The sequence below is a fragment of the Cohnella baijiui genome (assembly GCF_020731285.1).
Taxonomy (GTDB): Bacteria; Bacillota; Bacilli; order Paenibacillales; family Paenibacillaceae; genus Cohnella.
The window spans coordinates 221,110-238,305 of sequence record NZ_JAJFOW010000002.1 but is presented as its reverse complement, the minus strand read 5'-3'; the positions used below and the strand labels follow the sequence as shown (position 1 = coordinate 238,305).

The following is a 17,196-nucleotide window of genomic DNA, read 5'->3' as shown; positions in this document are numbered from 1 at the left end:
ATGAGAATCGACGCGCACCAACACTATTGGAAAATCGACCGCGGCGATTACGGCTGGATCACCCCCGCCATTCCGACGCTTTATCGGGACTTTCTGCCCGATCATCTCGCTCCCCATTTTGCGGCGTTTCGAATCGATGGCAGCATCGCGGTGCAGGCGGCGCCGACGCTGGAGGAAACGCGATACCTGTTGTCTCTGGCGGAGCAGCATCCTTCCATTTTGGGGGTCGTAGGCTGGCTGGATCTGTTCGATCCCGAGCATCGGAAACATTACGAAACGTTCAGACGCCATCCCAAATTCGTGGGCTTCCGCGTGATGATTCAAGAAATGCCCGACGCGGAGCGAATGCTGGAACCGGCTTTTGTCGAGGCGCTTCGCGGATACGCGGAGGAGGACGTGCCGGTCGATTTGCTGTTAACAAGCAACCAACTGGATGTTGCGGTACGGTTGCTTCATCGCGTGCCTGGGCTTCGGGGCGTCATCGATCATATCGCGAAGCCGCGAATCAGGGACGGCGAGATCGAGCCTTGGCTCGAGCGCATGAGAGATATGGCCCGATTGCCGAATATTTGGTGCAAGCTGTCCGGGATGGTGACGGAGGCGGAGCACGAGCGCTGGGAGCGGGAAGATTTCGTTGCTTACATTCAAAATACGATCGAGCTGTTTGGGCCGGATCGCGTGATGTTCGGAAGCGATTGGCCGGTATGTCTGATGGCCGCCCGGTATGACCAGGTTGTCGACATTTTGGAGCACGCTCTCCCGGATCGCTGGGGACCTTCGGAGCGGGAGAAATTGTTCGGCGCCAACGCGAAGACGTTTTATAAGCTGCAAGCGCTTTAACGTACCGACGAGAAGGAAAGGATGGAGTCCGGCATGCATGAGGAAAGGTTCGAGTCCAAGGATCGGCTGTATTTTCGTTCTCCTGCATCGCATTGGGAAGAAGCCCTTCCGATCGGCAACGGAAGGCTGGGCGCGATGGTGTTCGGAGATCCGCGCTCCGAACGGCTTCAACTCAATGAGGATTCCCTATGGCACGGCGGATCGCGGGATCGTCACAATCCGGATGCCTTGAAGCATCTCCCGGAAATTCGCCGCCTTCTTTTGGATGGGAAGCTAAAGGAGGCCGAACGTCTCGCTTCGCTTGCCCTGACCGCCATTCCCGAAACCCAACGTCATTATGTGCCGCTCGGGGACCTGTATCTTCAATTCGAAGCGCCAGCCGATCAAGAGACAACGGATTATGAACGGGAGCTCGATTTGGCGAAGGCCGTGGTGAACATATCCTATATGCGGGGGAAGGTGAGCTACCGTCGTCAAATGTTCGCCAGCTATCCGGACGGCGCGATCGTGATTCGATTGACGGCCGATACGCCCGGCCGGATTTCGTTCACGGCAAGATTGGGACGGGAGAGATTCCGCTATGTCGACCGCATTCGCGCGGAGGATGGACATGCCATCGTGATGAGCGGCAACAGCGGCGGTGGCGTCGACTACAGCGGCGTGCTCCTGTGCCGTCCGGAAGGGGGGCGCATGCAAACGATCGGGGAGCATCTCGTCGTTGAGAATGCCGATGCAGCCACCTTGGTCATTGCGGCTGCCACGAGTTTTCGGGAATGCGACCCGGAAGCTGCGGCAATTGCCAACGCCAAGCGAGTTGCTTCGCGGCCGTATCTGGAGGCGCTGGCCGCGCACGAGGAAGATTATCGCAAGTTATACGGCCGGATGACGCTGCGGCTTGACGGCGAATCCGATGTCGCGGAAGAAGACACGGCGAAGCGACTGGAGCGGATGAAGGCCGGTGCGGAAGACCCCGGACTGCTGGCTCTCTATTTTCGGTATGGCCGTTATCTCCTCATCGCTTCGAGCCGTCCGGGATCCCTGCCCGCGAATTTGCAAGGGATTTGGAACAAGGATATGCTGCCGGCTTGGGACAGCAAATTCACCATCAATATCAATACGCAAATGAACTACTGGTCGGCCGAAATTTGCCACTTGTCCGAATGCCACGAGCCGCTCTTCGAATTGATCGAGCGAATGATTCCGAACGGACGCCGGACCGCCCAAGCGATGTATGGCTGCCGCGGGAGCACGGCCCATCACAATACCGATTTGTGGGCGGACACCGCTCCCCAGGATCTTTGGCCGGCGTCCACCTATTGGCCGCTTGGCCTGGCTTGGTTAAGCCTGCATCTCTGGGAGCACTATCGATTCGAGCCAAACGACGCGTTTTTGAAGCTCGCCTACCCGATGATGAAAGAAGCGGCCGTTTTTCTTCTCGATTATATGGTCGAGCTTCCGACGGGAGAACGGGTTACATGTCCTTCTGTCTCTCCCGAAAACGCGTATCGTTTGCCAAGCGGAGAAACGGGCGTTCTCTGCTACGGGCCGTCCATGGACAGCCAGATCGCCTGCGAATTGTTCCTCGCTTGCCTGGCGGCAGGCGAACTTTTGGAAACGGATGCGGACTTCCTGGCCGCGCTAAGGCAATCGATGGAACAGCTGCCGCAGCCCCGCATCGGACGTCATGGGCAAATCCAGGAGTGGATGGAGGATTACGAGGAGGTAGAGCCCGGCCACCGTCATATTTCGCATTTGTTCGCCTTGCATCCCGGAACGCAAATAACGCCAGATAAGACGCCGGAATTAAGCATGGCTGCACGCCGAACGCTGGAGCGCCGACTCGCCAACGGGGGCGGCCACACAGGCTGGAGCAGGGCGTGGATCGTGAATTTTTGGGCGCGTCTCAGGGATGCGGATGAAGCATATGCGAACGTCAAGGCGCTCTTGACACATTCCACCCTGCCCAATCTGCTTGACAATCATCCGCCGTTTCAGATCGACGGCAACTTTGGCGGGACGGCGGGCATCGCGGAGATGCTGCTGCAAAGCCATGCGGACGAGATTCATTTGTTGCCCGCATTGCCCCGGGCCTGGCCGAACGGCGAAGTGACCGGGCTTCGCGCACGCGGCGGCGTAACGGTGGATCTTGCCTGGCGGGATGGCCAATTGAAGCACGCCGTGCTGAGGCCGGAACGGGACGGTGCGTACCGCATTCGGTGCGATCAGCCGATTCGCTTGACGGTCGAAGGTGCAAGGGGCGGATCCGGACAATGGGATGACGCCGTTTTTTCAATCGAAGCAGAGGCGGGAATGAAGATCGTTTTGCGCGCTCATCCGGCTCCAGATTCTATCGTTTAAGATTTCAGGGCGCCCAGAGAGAGCCGCATTCGTCAATGAATCAAGAAATAGGGAGGGAGGATGCTTGCATGCTTCATACGGAAATCGCCAAAGGTCCTTTTGAGCCTACCTTCGAATCGCTGAGGACATTTGAATGCCCGGATTGGTTCCGGGATGCCAAGCTCGGCATCTGGTCGCACTGGGGCGCCCAATCCGTGCCGATGTACGGAGACTGGTACGCGAGGAACATGTACTGCGAAGGTTCCGATCAATACCGGTACCACATCCGGCATTACGGCCATCCCTCCGAATTCGGATATAAAGACATCGTGCAGCTCTGGAGGGCGGAAAAGTTTGATCCGGAAGGCTTAATGGATCTGTACGTGGCCGCGGGAGCCAAATATTTCGTGGCGCAGGCGATGCATCACGACAACTTCTTTAACTACGATTCCCAAATTCACAAATGGAACTCGGCCAAGATGGGGCCTAAAAAAGACATCGTCGCCCTCTGGAAAGCGGCGGCTTCGAGGCGGGGATTGCCTTTCGGATTGACCGAGCATATGGGGGCTACATTCAGCTGGTTTCAATGGAACAAAGGCTATGATAAAGAAGGCCCGTATCGAAACGTTCCGTATGATGGAAACGATGCGAAATACGAAGATTTGTATTTGCCGAACCGGGAACACTTCGCTCCCGATCGAAAGCACTTCGATCTGGATCCGTGGTATACGTCCAATCCCTGGTGGCACCAGCGCTGGTTCGATGTGATGAAGGAAGTCATCGATCGGTATCAGCCGGATCTCCTATACTCGGACGGCGGGCTGCCGTTCGTCAACACGTGGGGAAATACGGACATTTCGCTGGATCATCCCGCGTTCACGCCCGGTCTCCTCGCGGTCGCACATTTGTACAATACGAGCGCATCGCTGCATGGAGGCGTAAACCAAGCGATCTACAATCAGAAGGACCGCCGCCAAGAAATCTACTCCATCGGAGTGCTCGACATCGAGCGCAGCCAGGAGCCGGATATCAAGCCCGAGCCTTGGCAGACGGACACTTGCGTAGGCGATTGGTTTTATCATGTCAAAACGGTTTATAAAAAACCGGGGCATGTCATCGAGATCTTCGTCGACATCGTCGCCAAGAACGGCAATCTGCTGCTCAATGTCCCTCAGAAACCCGATGGCACGATTGACGATGAATGTCGATTCATTTTGAAGGAGATGGCCCGATGGACGGAGATCTGCTCCGAAGGCATCTACGGTACCAGACCATTTCGCGTTTCGGGAGAAGGAGCTTCCAAAGTGGTCATCGACCACTTCAAGGAGGACCAGGTGGACTGGAATGCGTCGGATTTCCGTTTTACGCAGAAAGACAATACGGTTTATGCGTTTCAAATGCGTGCGCCTAACGACAATCGGGCCATCATGCGAACCTTTTCACCGCAGGAGAAAGTAAAGAACGTGCGGCTGTTAGGCGCAGGGGACGTTCCTTTTCACCAAGCCTACGGCGCGCTGGTCGTATCGCTGCCGGACCGGTTGCCGACGCCTTATGTAAACTGCTTGGCGATCGAGTTATAAGTCGGGGCGGGCTGGTTTAGGCCGGCCTGCCTATAAGCGACGAAATCGTTGTGAACGATGAAACGGGAAAGGAGGTCATTTTCATACCGCTATTCCGGTCGAATGCTTGATCCTTGACGGTATCGAGCATAATCGTTATTATAGACACATAAAGTCTGAGTTTGGGGTGATGACGAATGAAGTTCTCTAAGGCTACCGATTATGCCCTCCATACGATGCTTTTTCTTACTGCGGCGACTCCCCAAAAGCCAATGGGTGTACAACAGTTGGCGGAGCGGCAAAATGTGTCTCCGACCTATTTGTCCAAAATCCTGACCAAGTTGGTGAAGGCGGGCATGATTGAATCGATAACGGGGGTGAATGGCGGCTATCGACTCAAACGAAATTGGGAACAGATTTCATTCCTTGACATTATACATGCGATTGAAGGCTCAGCCTCCTTGTTCGATTGCAGTTTCGATCATGGACCGGGATGTCCGATTCAAAAGGTGGTGCTAGCGGCAGAAGAGAAGATGGAAGAACAGTTGAGAAATCAGAAAATGTCGGATCTTGTGCGGGAAATGAATATCGTGATCTAACCCTTCTTTTTTATTCAATTAAAGACAACTGGTGCCTTTAAAATCTATAAAAGGAGATCGCGAAATGGATGTATTCAAAAACCAGTATGATTTGATCCAACGCACAAGGGAATCGTTATTTCGTTATTGCGAAACTTTGTCCCCTACAGATTATGTGAAAGAACTTGAAACCTTAGGCGGAGTTTCGATTCGCAGTCTACATTTGCATGTTGCCGATTGTTATCGAGTATGGTTGGGGGTTCGTGCCCTTGGTCAATCGCTTCCCAAAGTAAAGCCGGAATCCGTTGGCCATGTACAGGAAATGCGTGAAGTTTTTAAGAAAACGGATGCCCTGGTTCATGAATTTCTGAATGAATATAAAAACAAAGGGGATCCTGCCGTTCAAGCATCCTGGCAGAGCGGCAGCGTAGAGTTAACCGAATTATGGCTATTTACGCACTGCATCACCCACGAATTTCATCATAGAGGACAAATTGTCAAAATGGGCCGGCAACTCGGGTATATCCCGCCGAAAATGAACCTTGTTAAACCTTAGTAATTTCAAGGCGGGCATGATTGAATCGATAAGGAGGTGAATCTTTTGCGGAACGGAAGATCGTTAGATAACCCTTTTTTTGATCAATTAAAGATAACGAATGCCTTTAATATCTAAAATATCGAATGATCACTGGGAGAGTGGAGAGTATACAAGCGGTAACCATAGAAGATCAGCAGCATCAAGCGGTGCAAAAATATAAAGTCGTTCCCATCATGATTTCGTTGCTATTAAGCGGATTTATTGGGATGTTTAACGAGACGGCTTTAAACGTAGCGCTCAGCGATTTAATCAACCTGTTTCATATCACCGCCGCAACGGCCCAATGGCTGACGACGGGTTACTTACTGACCCTGGGCATATTGGTTCCGGTATCCGGGTTGTTTCTTCAATGGTTTACAACCAGACAATTGTTCACGGCTTCGCTCCTCTTGTCTTTACTCGGCACAGCGGTGGCGACCGTTGCCCCGGGATTTGAATTGCTCATGATGGCACGGGTGATTCAAGCTGCTGGCGTAGCGCTCATACTCCCGCTGATGTTTCACACCGTACTGGTCATTATTCCACCCGAGAAGAGGGGAGGAACCTACGGACTGATCGGGCTTGTCCTTGTAGTTGCTCCTGCTGTCGGACCTACCCTTTCCGGTCTGTTGATCGAGCATCTTAGCTTTAACTGGATTTTCGGATTGTCTCTTCCTGTTTTGGCGTTCTCTCTTTGGTTTGGAATGCGATATATGCAAAATATATCGATGATTACCAAGCCGAAAATAGATATCTATTCGCTTATCTTATCTACGCTTGGCTTCGGCGGGCTTGTATTTGCTTTAAGCGGCGCCGGGGAAGGAGAAGGAGGGCTTGGATCACCCAAGGTTGTGATTCCGTTGATTGTCGGCTTATTGGCGCTTTTGATATTTGCGGTACGTCAATTGCGAATGAAGCAGCCCATGATGGACTTGAGGGCATTCAAACAGCCCATGTTTACGATTGGCACTGTTAATCTTATGATTGCCGTCATGGTGATGATGGCAGCCATGCTTATGTTGCCCATGTATTTGATTAGAGGCCTCGGTCTGAACGCTTTTTCTGCCGGACTTATTTTGTTGCCCGGGGGGATCGTGAACGCGATCATGCAGCCGATTATGGGCAGATTATTCGATAAAATGGGGCCAAGATGGGTTGTTCCCGCAGGTTTGGCCTTGATATCCGTCGTGCTCTGGTTACTCTCAGGTATTACGACAACGACGACCATCACCCCAATCATTGCGCTTCATACCTTTTTGATGATCGGGATCTCCATGGTATGGATGCCTTCGCAGGCGAATGGTCTGAACCAATTGCCTCCTTCACTTTACCCGCACGGCAGCGCAATCATGAATACGGTCCAGCAGGTGGCGGGTGCGATCGGCACAGCGGTTGCGGTAAGTATCATGTCGGTGGGCATGAGCAGCTTTCTGAAGCAAACGACAGACCAGGCGGACCCAGCCGACGAGGCGCTTGCTTTGACAGCAGGCATACAGCATGTTTTTGAAATGGCGATTGTTGTTGCGATTGTAGGTTTTGTCATCTCTCTTTTCATGAAGCGTGTTCGTGTATCGGAGCAGAAATAACCCTCCATGCTTAGAAGCCGAATATTGAACGAATGAATCAATCAATATAAACAAGGAGGATTTGAAAAATGGACCATGCAAAGCATCTGGACGTAGCGATTATCGGAGGAGGACCGGCCGGTTTGAGCGCCGCTCTTATCCTGGGGCGCTCGAGAAAACGAGCTGCCGTCATTGACGAGGGCCGTCCACGCAATGCTGTCACTCGCGAGGCGCACGGATTTCTGACACGCGACGGGATTAGCCCGAGCGAATTCCGCGGGATTGCGAAAGAACAGTTAGGCAAATACCCGTCCGTGTCCCTTCTAGAAGATACGGTGGTGTCGATTGAAGGAGAGGACGGGCGCTTTCTTTTGAAGACGGCGCAAGGGGAGATGATCACCAGCCGCAAGCTGCTGTTTGCCGTCGGCATGAAGGACCGGCCGCTGAATATTCCGGGCCTGTCCGAGGTATACGGGAAAAGCGCGTTCGTCTGTCCCTATTGCGACGGTTGGGAATTAAAGGACGAGTCGCTGGTTGTCATCAGCAGAGGAGCCGCGCTTATGCACTTTGCTCCCCTTCTGTCGGGGTGGACGAAGCGGTTTGTCGTCTGCACGAACGGACCGGACGAGCTGAGCGAGGCCGAGCGTGAAGATCTGCGCAACCATCAAGTGCCGCTGTTCGATTCCCCCATTCGTTCGATCGATTCCAGCGCCGGAATGGTGAACCAAGTCGTGCTCGAAGACGGGACGACGCTTCCGTGTACGGGTATCTTCTTCAAATCGGAGCTGGTACCGGGATCGGACTTGCCGCAGTCGCTAGGCTGCCGCGTCTCGGATGCGGGCGTTGTATCGGTCGACGAATTCGGAAAAACGAGCGTTCCCGGCATTTACGCTGCGGGGGACGCGGCCTCGCAGGCGCATCAAGCGATTGCCGCAGCCGCTTCGGGAACCATGGCAGCGGCGTCGATCAACCATGAATTGAACAAAGAGGCTTGGCTGCGCGAATAGCAAGTCCAATACGGATGGATGGCTCCCCGCGGCTTTGCAGCCTTGCTGCTCGTCGCGGGATCAGCTCGTTAGGGGCGGAAATCTCAAGACGAACGCCGCGCCGCCGCCCGGCTCGTTATGGGCCGAAATGCGGCCGCGGCACCGCTCGACGATGGCGCGGGAAATGGCGAGGCCCAGCCCCGTCTCTCCGTTCTTTCCTTTGGCAAACCGCCCAAAAAGCTGGGATAATAACGGCTCGGGAATCCCTTCGCCGTCGTCGGTGATGCCGATGTCGACGATTCCTTCGGCGTCGGCGGAAGCCTTGATGCGAATCGTTTCCTTGGCATATCGGGCCGCGTTGCCCAGAATGTTGATGAGCGCTTGCAGCAGCTTCTCCCGATCCGCGTAAATCAATAGTTCTTGTTCGTTGTCGAGTCCGTTCAGCTCAATCTGCAAGCCGTTCTTGACGAGCAGCGGATTGATGCGCTCCAACGTCTCCGTGACTAATTCCCGGACCGGGACGCGGTCCATATGGAAGATCCCTTCTTCGCTTTCCAGCTTGGCGAGAAGAATCATTTCCGTCACGATTTTTTTCAGACGATCGCATTCCTTGACGATGACATCCAAACCTTTATCGGCATGATCCCCCGTAAAGATGCCGTCCTTGATGCCCTCGGCGTATCCCTGAATGGACATAAGCGGCGTCTTCAATTCATGCGAGGCATTTTGGAAAAACTGCTTCTGCGTATGCTGGTATTTCTCCAGTTCGCCGGCGAGGTCGTAGACGGCCTTCGCGACATCTCCGATCTCTCCTCCCGTTTCAATCAACCGGACTTCGGAGAAACGGCGCGTCTCCACCTTGCGCAATTCCTTCTTCAGATCCCCGAGCGGTTTGACGAGTCTCCTCGTGATGAGCATGCTCAGTAGAAAAGCGAAGATCCCTCCGACGGACAGGATGATCATCAACCGTTTAAACAAGGCGAGCTGCATCGCTTTGATCTTGCTTAGCGGCGTTGCCATCACGGCCGTCACACTTTGCCATTCCGGTTCGACGCCTTGGCTTGCCTTTATCGTTTCGACGATATATCGATCGTCTGTTCCTTGCCAGATTCCTCCCGAGCTGGGGATGCCTTTCACCGATAGGTCCATCAATGCCAGCGTTGCTTCGTCGGACAGCGTACTATAGACCACTTTCTCCCCGGGCGCGATCAGTACCGCGTCCGTGATCCCGGCAGCAGGGATCGTCTTGGCGATGGACAGCCCATCCGTTTCTTGCGTCGGTTTCTGCACCGGCATGACCGGTGATAGGTTCATCAGCACGCTGGCTTGATCCCGCATCTCTTTCCGTTGGTTGTCCACCAAATTATCGAGCAGCAGCGGATAAAACAGAACCGCCGTAATCGCCAAAATACATAGCAGCAGCAAGGCAAAAGAAAGATGAAGCCGATATATCATTTTCATCTTAGGGCCCCGTCCTTTCCGTTCGCAGCCGATAGCCGTGTCCCCATACGGTATCGACCGGAAGCTCTTTTATTTTTCTGCGCAGCCGCTTCACCAGATCGTCGATCGCCCGGTCGCTGCCGTAGTAGTCGTCTCCCCAAATTAAGATCAGCAGCTCGTCCCGGGTGAACGCTCGATTCGGCTGTTCGGACAACGTCTGCAGCAGTTTAAATTCCTTCAGCGTCATTTCGACTTCTTCCCCGCGCCAGAATACGCGCCGTTCCTCCAAGACGAGCCGCAGTTCGCCCACCTCGATCGCCGTATGCCCGGGCTGCGAAGGGACGGGATTCTCCAGGGCCTGCCGAATCGAGCCGACCCGGTGGAACAAACGGTTCACGCGCGCGACCAATTCTCTCGGGCTGAACGGCTTCGTCAAGTAATCGTCGCCGCCGAGCTCGATTCCGAGGATGCGGTCGACTTCTTCATCGCGGGCCGAGATCATGACGATCGGCACTTCCGCCTCCTTGCGGAATAGCCGGCACAGCTCGAAGCCGCTCATCCCCGGAAGCATAATGTCGAGAATCCACATGTCGGGCGGATCGTTCCTCCACAGCTCCAACGCGTCTTCCGCCGTCGACAGCGTCATCGTACGGTATCCTTCTTTATTCAAATAAGCCCCCACGATTTCCCGGATCTGGACATCGTCGTCGACTACGGCGATTTGATAGGACTTCATGGCCAACCTCCCAACCTTAACGAGATCGATTTTAACATAAAAGATTCGGCTACGGCCCGATTCCACACTTTTTACACACCGCTTCCAAATTTACTACCCGGATTGGTTTGTACACTATTCGAGGTAGAGCAGAACTGTTTCGCGCAGATCGTTTACCGGCTCCCGATTGGAGGTTTCTTCATGAAATTGCGCCGCCTGGCCCGCAGGGAGCTTCTGGCTGCCCTAGGTTTTCTGGCTCCGAGCCTGGCCGGATTTTCCGTCTTCTATCTCATACCGTTCGGCCAGAGCGTCCTGACCTCGTTCCTGGATCGAATGGGAGAAAGCTTCACGTTGTCCAACTACAAGGAATTGCTCCTCAGCTCCTCTTTTCAAAAAGCGGCGTCCAACACGTTCTGGTTCACCGCGATCAGCGTGCCGATCCTTGTCGCCGCATCGCTCATGCTGGCGTTGCTCTTAAATCAACGAGTATTCGTCCGCAACTGGCTTCGTACCGCCTATGTACTGCCGCTAGTTGTACCGGTCGCTTCGATCGTGCTTGTCTGGCAAATCTTGTTCGATTGGAACGGCGCATTAAACGCCGTTTTGCAGCATTTCGGCTTTGGCCGACACGACTGGATGAAGTCCGAATGGGCCGGCTTTGTGATCGTGCTGGTCTACGTATGGAAAAACATCGGATACAACGTCATCCTGTTCCTGGCCGGCTTGCAGAACATTCCGGATCAATATTATGAAATCGCCGATCTGGAAGGGGCTGGCCCCGTTCGCAAGCTGTTCGGAATTACGCTCGCCTATTTGACGCCGACGACGATTCTGGTCGTGCTCATGTCCATGCTGAATTCGTTCAAGGTGTTCCGCGAAACGTATCTCGTCGCCGGCGCTTACCCGCACGACCGCATCTATATGATGCAGCACTACATGAACAACATGTTTCTGTCCCTCGATATCCAGAAAGTTTCGTCAGCGGCGGTGTTGATGGCGGTTTGCATGATGGCGCTCGTGTTCATCCTGTTCCGCACGGAGCGGATGTTCCGCTCCTTTATGGAGTAAGCGCCAGATAACCTCACAAAGTGGGGCGTTTGCTTCGAAGAAAGAGGTGAATAACGCGATGAAGGAATGGGTCGCACCGCTGCTGCGCTCGTTGTTGCTGATCGCCATCGCCGTCCTGCTGCTGATGCCCGTCGTCTTGACCGTCGTCAGCTCCTTCATGACGGAGCGGGAAATTGGAGCGAATTACGGCATGCTGGGCAAAACCGACACGAGCGTATTCGTCAATCTCAAATGGATTCCCGACTGGGTGTCGTTCCAGCAATATGATCAAGTATTGATCGCGACGCCGAAGTTTTTGTACTTGTTCTGGAATTCCGTATCGCTGGTGGCTCCGATCATCATCGGACAAGCGTTGGTGGCAACGCTCGCCGCGTTCGCGTTCGGAAAGCTGGTCTTTCCGGGCAGGGACGGATTGTTCTTCCTTTATTTGATGACGATGCTGATGCCGTTTCAGGTGACGCTCGTGCCCAACTACTTGATGGCCGACCGGCTGGGCCTCCTGAATCATCCCGGCTCCATCATATGGCCCGGCGTGTTCGGCGCTTTCGGCGTCTTTCTGCTTCGGCAATTCATGCTCCACATCCATTCGGCTTATATCGAAGCGGCCAAAATGGACGGAGCGGGCTATGTGCGCATATTCGTATCGATTGCGCTGCCGATGGTGAAGCCGGGCATCGCCGCGCTTGTCGTGCTCCTGTTCGTCGACTATTGGAACATGGTCGAGCAGCCGCTTGTTTTTCTGCAGGATGCCGAGATGCAGCCGCTTTCGGTGTTCCTCTCCCGCATCCAGGAAGATGCGTTCGGCGTCTCGTTTGCGGTCGCGGTTGTGTATATGACGCCCATGGTGCTCCTGTTCTTAAGCGCCGAACGGTATTTTGTCGAAGGAATCCAGCTATCCGGCGTGAAAGGCTGAGCGAAAGGGGATGGGCCATATGGTACTGCGAAGACAACGGATTGCCGGCATTGCATTGGTTGCGTTCCTCCTCGTATTGGCGGGGTTGACGTTGTTCAGCCAAACGCTTCAAACCGCATTGCTGCCCAAAGTGGCGACAGCGAAGCCCGCGAAAAAAACGTTGGCTCATCGAATCGAAGGCAGCGGCGAGATCGCGCCGCGCCGGCAAATCGAGTTAAACAGCGAAAGCGGCTGGAAGATAGCGAAGGTACATGTCCGCGAGGACGAGCAAGTAAAGAAAGACCAGGTTCTCGTTACGTTCGACGGAACGGAGGCGCAGCAGCAGCTTCTCGATGCGGAAGACGAGCTGAAGAAACGGAATTTGAATCGGGAACTGCTGCAAGAGCAGTTCATGGACGCCCAGCGAACAGGAGACGAGGAGGTGATTCGCAAAGCGAAACGCGACCTGGAAATGGATCGGCTGGATCGGGACATGGCGACGCGGAGAATCGAAACGCTGCGCAAAGATCTGGCACGAAAACGTTCGTTGACAGCGCATGCGGACGGCAAAGTGTCGAATCTCCAAGCCCGCGAAGGCATGAGCATTCCCCAAGGCCAGCCGGTGCTGACGTTGGTGGAAGCCGGCGAGGGGTTCCAATTCACCTTCACGGTGGATAAAGATTCCGCCGATTTGTTGCGAAAGGGCGAGAAAGTGCCCGTTAACGTGAACGGGGATAAGCCGCGGCAGATGGAAGGAACGGTCGCCGAAATCAAGGATGCTTCCCCGGGGAGCGACGGCGGAGGATCGGCAGGCAAGCCTGACATGGGGAGCGGCAACCCGGACGGGAGCGCCAAGGCTCAAAAAACGATCGTCGTGTACCTATCGGGCGACGGTTTGCAGGGAGGTGAATCCGCCAGCATTTTCTTGGAAAAGCCGTTCAAAGAAAAGGGGCTTGTCATCGACAAAAAGTGGCTCAAAAAAGACGGAACCGGAAGCTACGTATTCGTCGTTCGCGAGAGGCGAAGCTCGCTCGGCAATACGTACACGGTTCAGAAAGCCTATTTGAACACAGGCAAGGGGAACGACGAGGAGATCGTCGTACTCGGAGGCGTTTATCCGGATGATGACATTGTGACGGAGGCGAGCGCGCCTCTGCAGGAAGGCAACCGGGTTCGATTAAATTGAGAGGATGATTCTTTTGAAAAAAATAGGATTCTTCATGATGCTGTCCATTGTTCTGATATTATCCGCCTGTTCCGGCGCCGGGGAAGGCGAATTCAAGGGCGATCCCATAGGCGATTCCAAAGGCGAGGCGAAGGGCGGCAAGACAACCGTCGTCGTATCCGTCATGATGAAAGACCGTTTCTTGGAAACCGCGGCGCGGGAATTCGAGAACAAGCATCCGGACATTCATATCGACATTAAAGAATACAAAGCGTCGGCGGATAGCGGAGAAGGCGGCATGATGGAGGCCATCTCGCTGGCAGACGTGGAGAAGTACGTGCAATCGGTGACGACGCAGGTCATCTCCGGCAAAGGGGCCGATCTGATTCTCATGAACGAATTGCCCCAGGACAAATTCGTCGCCAAAAAACTGCTGGTCAACCTGAACGATCTGCTGTCCAAAGACGGCTCGTTCGATCGAAACGCGCTCTATGCCAATATTTTGGAGGCGTCCCAAGACGGGGCTGGCCTGTATGCCATACCGCTCTCCTTTTCGCTCTCCCTGTTTCAGGGAGATGCCGAGCTATTGAAGAAGGCGAATATTTCGGTCGACAAAAATGAATCGTGGACCTGGAGCCAATTTAAGGATGTCGCCAAAAAATTGAAGCAACAAGGCGATTCCGAAAAGTTGATTAACCTGGCTCCCACGCAGCTGCTCTTCGATTTTATCGAGGACCATTACGCCGAACTCGTCGGGCAGGGCAAGCCGAATTTCGACTCGGATCTATTCCGCAATATGATGAAGGAAATCAAGTCGATGTATGACGAAGGCCTGCTCAGCGACGGATTATCGTTCGGTGACTTCAATGCGGCATTTCAAATAGCGAACATCTTCAGCCCTCAGCAAGTCATGATGATCCCAAAGGGACTGGAATTTTACCAGAAGCCGAGCGCGAGCGGGAAAAAGAACGGTGCGCCGTTCAAGTCCAGTTACAGCTTGGGGATCAACAGCAAATCCGACGTTCAATCGGAAGCTTGGGAATTCATCAAGTTTTTGCTTTCCGATGACATGCAAGCTTCGCCGGAACTCTTTGGAATACCGATGAATAGAGGCGTCGCCGAAAAGAAATTTGGCGAAGCGCTGCAAAAGATCGAGAACGGAACGCTGGAAACGATGGCGCCGAAAGACACGCTGCCGGATGGCGGAACGGCGAAAAAACGGATGACTGAGATAGAGAAGCTGATCTCGGAAGTGAACGTCCGGGTATCCAGCGATATGAAGGTGCTGACGATCGCCAGGGAGGAGTTCGATAGCTACATGAGCGGGCAAAAGTCCGCGGAAGAAGTCAGCAAGCTGATCCAGAACCGCGTGAAGACGTATTTGAATGAGTAACGAAAGAGCAGTAGCGACGAGGCTCAGCGGATTGTGCCTAAACGGCAAATCCCTGAGCCTTCTTTTATAGACCGCGCCATAACAAGGTTCTGTAATTTATCGAAACGGATTCCGTTTGTTCTGCAACGCACGAATCGTAGCCGTGATTCCTTCCTCGAATGGAGTCGCCTTTGCCGGTCCGATCAAACGCTCATATTTGTCTCCGCTCAAGACGAGCGGCTCTTCGGTCAAGTAAAGCATCTCTACGATTTCCTTCATGACCGGTACGGACATGCCAAGCAGAGATAGCCCTATTCTTCCCAGCGGAAAGACCGGTTTGGCGCTTTTGCTTGCCTGCCGGGCTATCCGAACGATTTCTTTGCCTGAGATTAATCCCGCACCCGGAATATGCCAATTCTGCCCGTAAGCCTTGTCCCTGCCGGCCAGCTCCGCAATCATGTACGCCGCGTCCGGCAAGTAAATATACTCCCTCGGCACGCGCATATTGCCAATGAAAAACGCCATCTTGCAGGCTGCAATCGATTCGAGCGTAGAGCCGAGATAAGAAGCCTCATTAGCCGTCGGACCGTAGTAATCGGGCAGACGGGCGATCAAGACCTTGGCCCGGCTCCATTTCCCATCGAACAACATCTTCTCGTAAGCGAGTCTTGTCTTGCCCTTCCTCGTGTGAGGCTGCTTCGGATGCTCCTCGGTCGCCCGGTCCATCCGTCTTCTTCCATAGGGGTAGATCCCATCGATGACGACGACTTTTAAGCTCAGGCGATCCGCCGCTTCCATAACGGATTCTCCCAGTGGGATGAGCTTGGTTGCCATCTCGTGATACAGCACGTTCGCGCAATGGAACATGACGTCTGCGCCTTCCGAAGCGGCAGCGATGCTATCGGGTTTGAACGCATCGCCTATGGCGATTGTCAAATGCTCAGGTTCGCCTAACCTGCTCCTTAGCTGCTCCAGCTTCTGCCGAGATCGTCCGAAGGCCACCGTTCGTATGCCTCGCTTGACCAGCTCCTCCGTAACGGCAGCGCCGGTTCCTCCCGTTGCTCCTATAACCAATGCTTTTTGCATGGCAATCACCTCATGAAAGGAAATGTTATTGACCAATCACTAATATGAAAACAATATAACACGCTGTTATTGATTGGTCAATCACAAAACCTCAGATCGGGAAGTTGGGGATGATCATGGGCGTGGTGAAGGGGAAGCGACAATATGATGGCCAAGGCGGCACGGCATCGTGAAATTCCGCCTTGGCTTTTTCCGGGTTCGCCTAATTTACGAACAAGAAGTTACTTCTGCGCGATCTGAATGAGGTTGCCGCAAGTATCGTCGAAGACAGCGATGGTAAGTTCGCCCATTTTGGTCGGTTCCATCGTGAACTTTACGCCGTTTTCCAATAAACGTTTATACTCTGCATGAATATCCGCAACGCCAAACATCGTTGCCGGGATGCCATCGGCAAATATCTTCTGTTGATACTCTTTGGCGGCAGGATGGTCATTCGGTTCGAGCAACAGCTCGGTACCGTCTTGCTCGTCGGGAGAAACAAGCGTGATCCACCTAAATTCTCCGACGGGAACGTCATGTTTTTTTACAAACCCCAGCTTTTCTGCATAAAACGCCAGCGCCTTGTCTTGATCTTGAACGAATATGCTGGTGACTATGATTTTCATTGTGTTTTTGCCTCCTTTGATATTTTAGTCATTCAAGAAAATTACTCGACCCATCCTTTCAGCAAGTTTTTGAGCGGTTCGTTGTTGAAGATCACCACTCGATATTTTCCTTTTTTCTCGGATGTTACGAGCCCTGCCTCTTCCAATACGGAAAGATGTTTAGCGATCGCCTGTCGCGTAATGGAGAGGTCGTGCTTCGTAATGAGTCGGACCGTAAGCTCATACAACGTCTGCTCGTTGCGTTCGGACAGTTCGTCTAAAATAAGCCGCCGAGTCGAATCGCCAAGTGCTTTGAATATAGCGTCTTTGTCCCCGTTCATATCTCGATTATAAGCAACCCCGTGGTTGCTTGTCAAGGATGAGCAACTGAAAAGTTGCGTGACAATGCATCACTTACGAAAGCCTGACTTC

The 17,196-nt window shown here is 53.6% G+C and carries 16 protein-coding genes; 11 read left to right on the top strand and 5 right to left on the bottom strand.

The annotated features are described in order from the left end of the window. The 7 genes from LKX83_RS02855 to LKX83_RS02825 all read left to right on the top strand — a co-directional run bounded on the left by LKX83_RS02855 (position 1) and on the right by LKX83_RS02825 (position 8,463). The gene (locus LKX83_RS02855) at positions 1-840 is read left to right on the top strand and encodes an amidohydrolase family protein (protein ID WP_227880809.1); all 840 of its coding nucleotides are present in this window, start codon (positions 1-3) and stop codon (positions 838-840) included. 33 nt (positions 841-873) lie between these two features. Beyond that, entirely contained in the window at positions 874-3,198 is a 2,325-nt protein-coding gene (locus tag LKX83_RS02850) for a glycoside hydrolase family 95 protein (RefSeq protein WP_227880665.1), read from the top strand. Positions 3,199-3,266: 68 nt separating this feature from the next. Next, positions 3,267-4,757 carry an alpha-L-fucosidase gene (locus LKX83_RS02845; protein ID WP_227880664.1) on the top strand — a complete coding sequence of 497 codons (1,491 nt, stop codon included), beginning with the start codon at positions 3,267-3,269 and terminating at the stop codon, positions 4,755-4,757. 176 nt (positions 4,758-4,933) lie between these two features. Continuing rightward, positions 4,934-5,335: an Rrf2 family transcriptional regulator gene (locus tag LKX83_RS02840; RefSeq protein WP_227880663.1), complete on the top strand. Its 402-nt coding sequence runs from the start codon at positions 4,934-4,936 to the stop codon at positions 5,333-5,335. Between the two features lie 64 nt (positions 5,336-5,399). Continuing rightward, entirely contained in the window at positions 5,400-5,870 is a 471-nt protein-coding gene (locus LKX83_RS02835; RefSeq protein ID WP_227880662.1) for a DinB family protein, read from the top strand. 215 nt (positions 5,871-6,085) lie between these two features. Continuing rightward, positions 6,086-7,477: a DHA2 family efflux MFS transporter permease subunit gene (locus tag LKX83_RS02830; protein ID WP_227880808.1), complete on the top strand. Its 1,392-nt coding sequence runs from the start codon at positions 6,086-6,088 to the stop codon at positions 7,475-7,477. 68 nt (positions 7,478-7,545) lie between these two features. Then, positions 7,546-8,463 (top strand): NAD(P)/FAD-dependent oxidoreductase, encoded by a 918-nt coding sequence (locus LKX83_RS02825; RefSeq protein WP_227880661.1) that lies wholly within the window; start codon positions 7,546-7,548, stop codon positions 8,461-8,463. Between the two features lie 60 nt (positions 8,464-8,523). On the opposite strand, the gene LKX83_RS02820 is transcribed toward LKX83_RS02825, so the two are convergent. Then, entirely contained in the window at positions 8,524-9,903 is a 1,380-nt protein-coding gene (locus LKX83_RS02820) for a sensor histidine kinase (protein ID WP_227880660.1), read from the bottom strand. 1 nt (position 9,904) lies between these two features. After that, on the bottom strand, positions 9,905-10,618 hold the full coding sequence (locus LKX83_RS02815; RefSeq protein WP_227880659.1) for a response regulator transcription factor: 714 nt from the start codon (positions 10,616-10,618) through the stop codon (positions 9,905-9,907). A gap of 180 nt (positions 10,619-10,798) precedes the next feature. Here LKX83_RS02815 and LKX83_RS02810 point away from each other — a divergent pair, with 180 nt between their 5' ends. From LKX83_RS02810 to LKX83_RS02795, 4 genes are read left to right on the top strand one after another with little or no spacing between them, the layout of a single operon-like run. After that, positions 10,799-11,665, top strand: coding sequence for a carbohydrate ABC transporter permease (locus LKX83_RS02810; RefSeq protein WP_227880658.1), 867 nt, complete (start codon positions 10,799-10,801; stop codon positions 11,663-11,665). A gap of 58 nt (positions 11,666-11,723) precedes the next feature. After that, positions 11,724-12,578, top strand: coding sequence for a carbohydrate ABC transporter permease (locus LKX83_RS02805; RefSeq protein WP_227880657.1), 855 nt, complete (start codon positions 11,724-11,726; stop codon positions 12,576-12,578). Between the two features lie 19 nt (positions 12,579-12,597). Further along, the gene (locus LKX83_RS02800; protein WP_227880656.1) at positions 12,598-13,743 is read left to right on the top strand and encodes an efflux RND transporter periplasmic adaptor subunit; all 1,146 of its coding nucleotides are present in this window, start codon (positions 12,598-12,600) and stop codon (positions 13,741-13,743) included. A gap of 13 nt (positions 13,744-13,756) precedes the next feature. Further along, on the top strand, positions 13,757-15,115 hold the full coding sequence (locus tag LKX83_RS02795; RefSeq protein ID WP_227880655.1) for an ABC transporter substrate-binding protein: 1,359 nt from the start codon (positions 13,757-13,759) through the stop codon (positions 15,113-15,115). 96 nt (positions 15,116-15,211) lie between these two features. Here the strand turns inward: LKX83_RS02795 and LKX83_RS02790 are convergent, their stop codons facing one another. The 3 genes from LKX83_RS02790 to LKX83_RS02780 all read right to left on the bottom strand — a co-directional run bounded on the left by LKX83_RS02790 (position 15,212) and on the right by LKX83_RS02780 (position 17,105). Then, a complete protein-coding gene (locus tag LKX83_RS02790) occupies positions 15,212-16,180 on the bottom strand; it encodes an SDR family NAD(P)-dependent oxidoreductase (RefSeq protein ID WP_227880654.1) in 969 nt (322 codons plus the stop codon). A 221-nt stretch (positions 16,181-16,401) separates the two neighbouring features. Beyond that, a complete protein-coding gene (locus LKX83_RS02785) occupies positions 16,402-16,785 on the bottom strand; it encodes a VOC family protein (protein WP_227880653.1) in 384 nt (127 codons plus the stop codon). 41 nt (positions 16,786-16,826) lie between these two features. Next, positions 16,827-17,105, bottom strand: a complete 279-nt coding sequence (locus LKX83_RS02780; RefSeq protein WP_227880652.1) for an ArsR/SmtB family transcription factor — start codon at positions 17,103-17,105, stop codon at positions 16,827-16,829. Positions 17,106-17,196: the final 91 nt, after the last annotated feature.

Bases quoted from the DNA above. Each gene is read 5' to 3' on its own strand.
- LKX83_RS02850 (WP_227880665.1), top strand. From the start codon at position 874: ATGCATGAGGAAAGGTTCGAGTCCAAGGATCGGCTGTATTTTCGTTCT.
- LKX83_RS02790 (WP_227880654.1), bottom strand. From the start codon at position 16,180: ATGCAAAAAGCATTGGTTATAGGAGCAACGGGAGGAACCGGCGCTGCC.
- LKX83_RS02840 (WP_227880663.1), top strand. From the start codon at position 4,934: ATGAAGTTCTCTAAGGCTACCGATTATGCCCTCCATACGATGCTTTTT.
- LKX83_RS02805 (WP_227880657.1), top strand. From the start codon at position 11,724: ATGAAGGAATGGGTCGCACCGCTGCTGCGCTCGTTGTTGCTGATCGCC.
- LKX83_RS02845 (WP_227880664.1), top strand. From the start codon at position 3,267: ATGCTTCATACGGAAATCGCCAAAGGTCCTTTTGAGCCTACCTTCGAA.
- LKX83_RS02830 (WP_227880808.1), top strand. From the start codon at position 6,086: ATGATTTCGTTGCTATTAAGCGGATTTATTGGGATGTTTAACGAGACG.
- LKX83_RS02785 (WP_227880653.1), bottom strand. From the start codon at position 16,785: ATGAAAATCATAGTCACCAGCATATTCGTTCAAGATCAAGACAAGGCG.
- LKX83_RS02835 (WP_227880662.1), top strand. From the start codon at position 5,400: ATGGATGTATTCAAAAACCAGTATGATTTGATCCAACGCACAAGGGAA.
- LKX83_RS02810 (WP_227880658.1), top strand. From the start codon at position 10,799: ATGAAATTGCGCCGCCTGGCCCGCAGGGAGCTTCTGGCTGCCCTAGGT.
- LKX83_RS02825 (WP_227880661.1), top strand. From the start codon at position 7,546: ATGGACCATGCAAAGCATCTGGACGTAGCGATTATCGGAGGAGGACCG.
- LKX83_RS02780 (WP_227880652.1), bottom strand. From the start codon at position 17,105: ATGAACGGGGACAAAGACGCTATATTCAAAGCACTTGGCGATTCGACT.
- LKX83_RS02815 (WP_227880659.1), bottom strand. From the start codon at position 10,618: ATGAAGTCCTATCAAATCGCCGTAGTCGACGACGATGTCCAGATCCGG.
- LKX83_RS02855 (WP_227880809.1), top strand. From the start codon at position 1: ATGAGAATCGACGCGCACCAACACTATTGGAAAATCGACCGCGGCGAT.
- LKX83_RS02820 (WP_227880660.1), bottom strand. From the start codon at position 9,903: ATGAAAATGATATATCGGCTTCATCTTTCTTTTGCCTTGCTGCTGCTA.
- LKX83_RS02800 (WP_227880656.1), top strand. From the start codon at position 12,598: ATGGTACTGCGAAGACAACGGATTGCCGGCATTGCATTGGTTGCGTTC.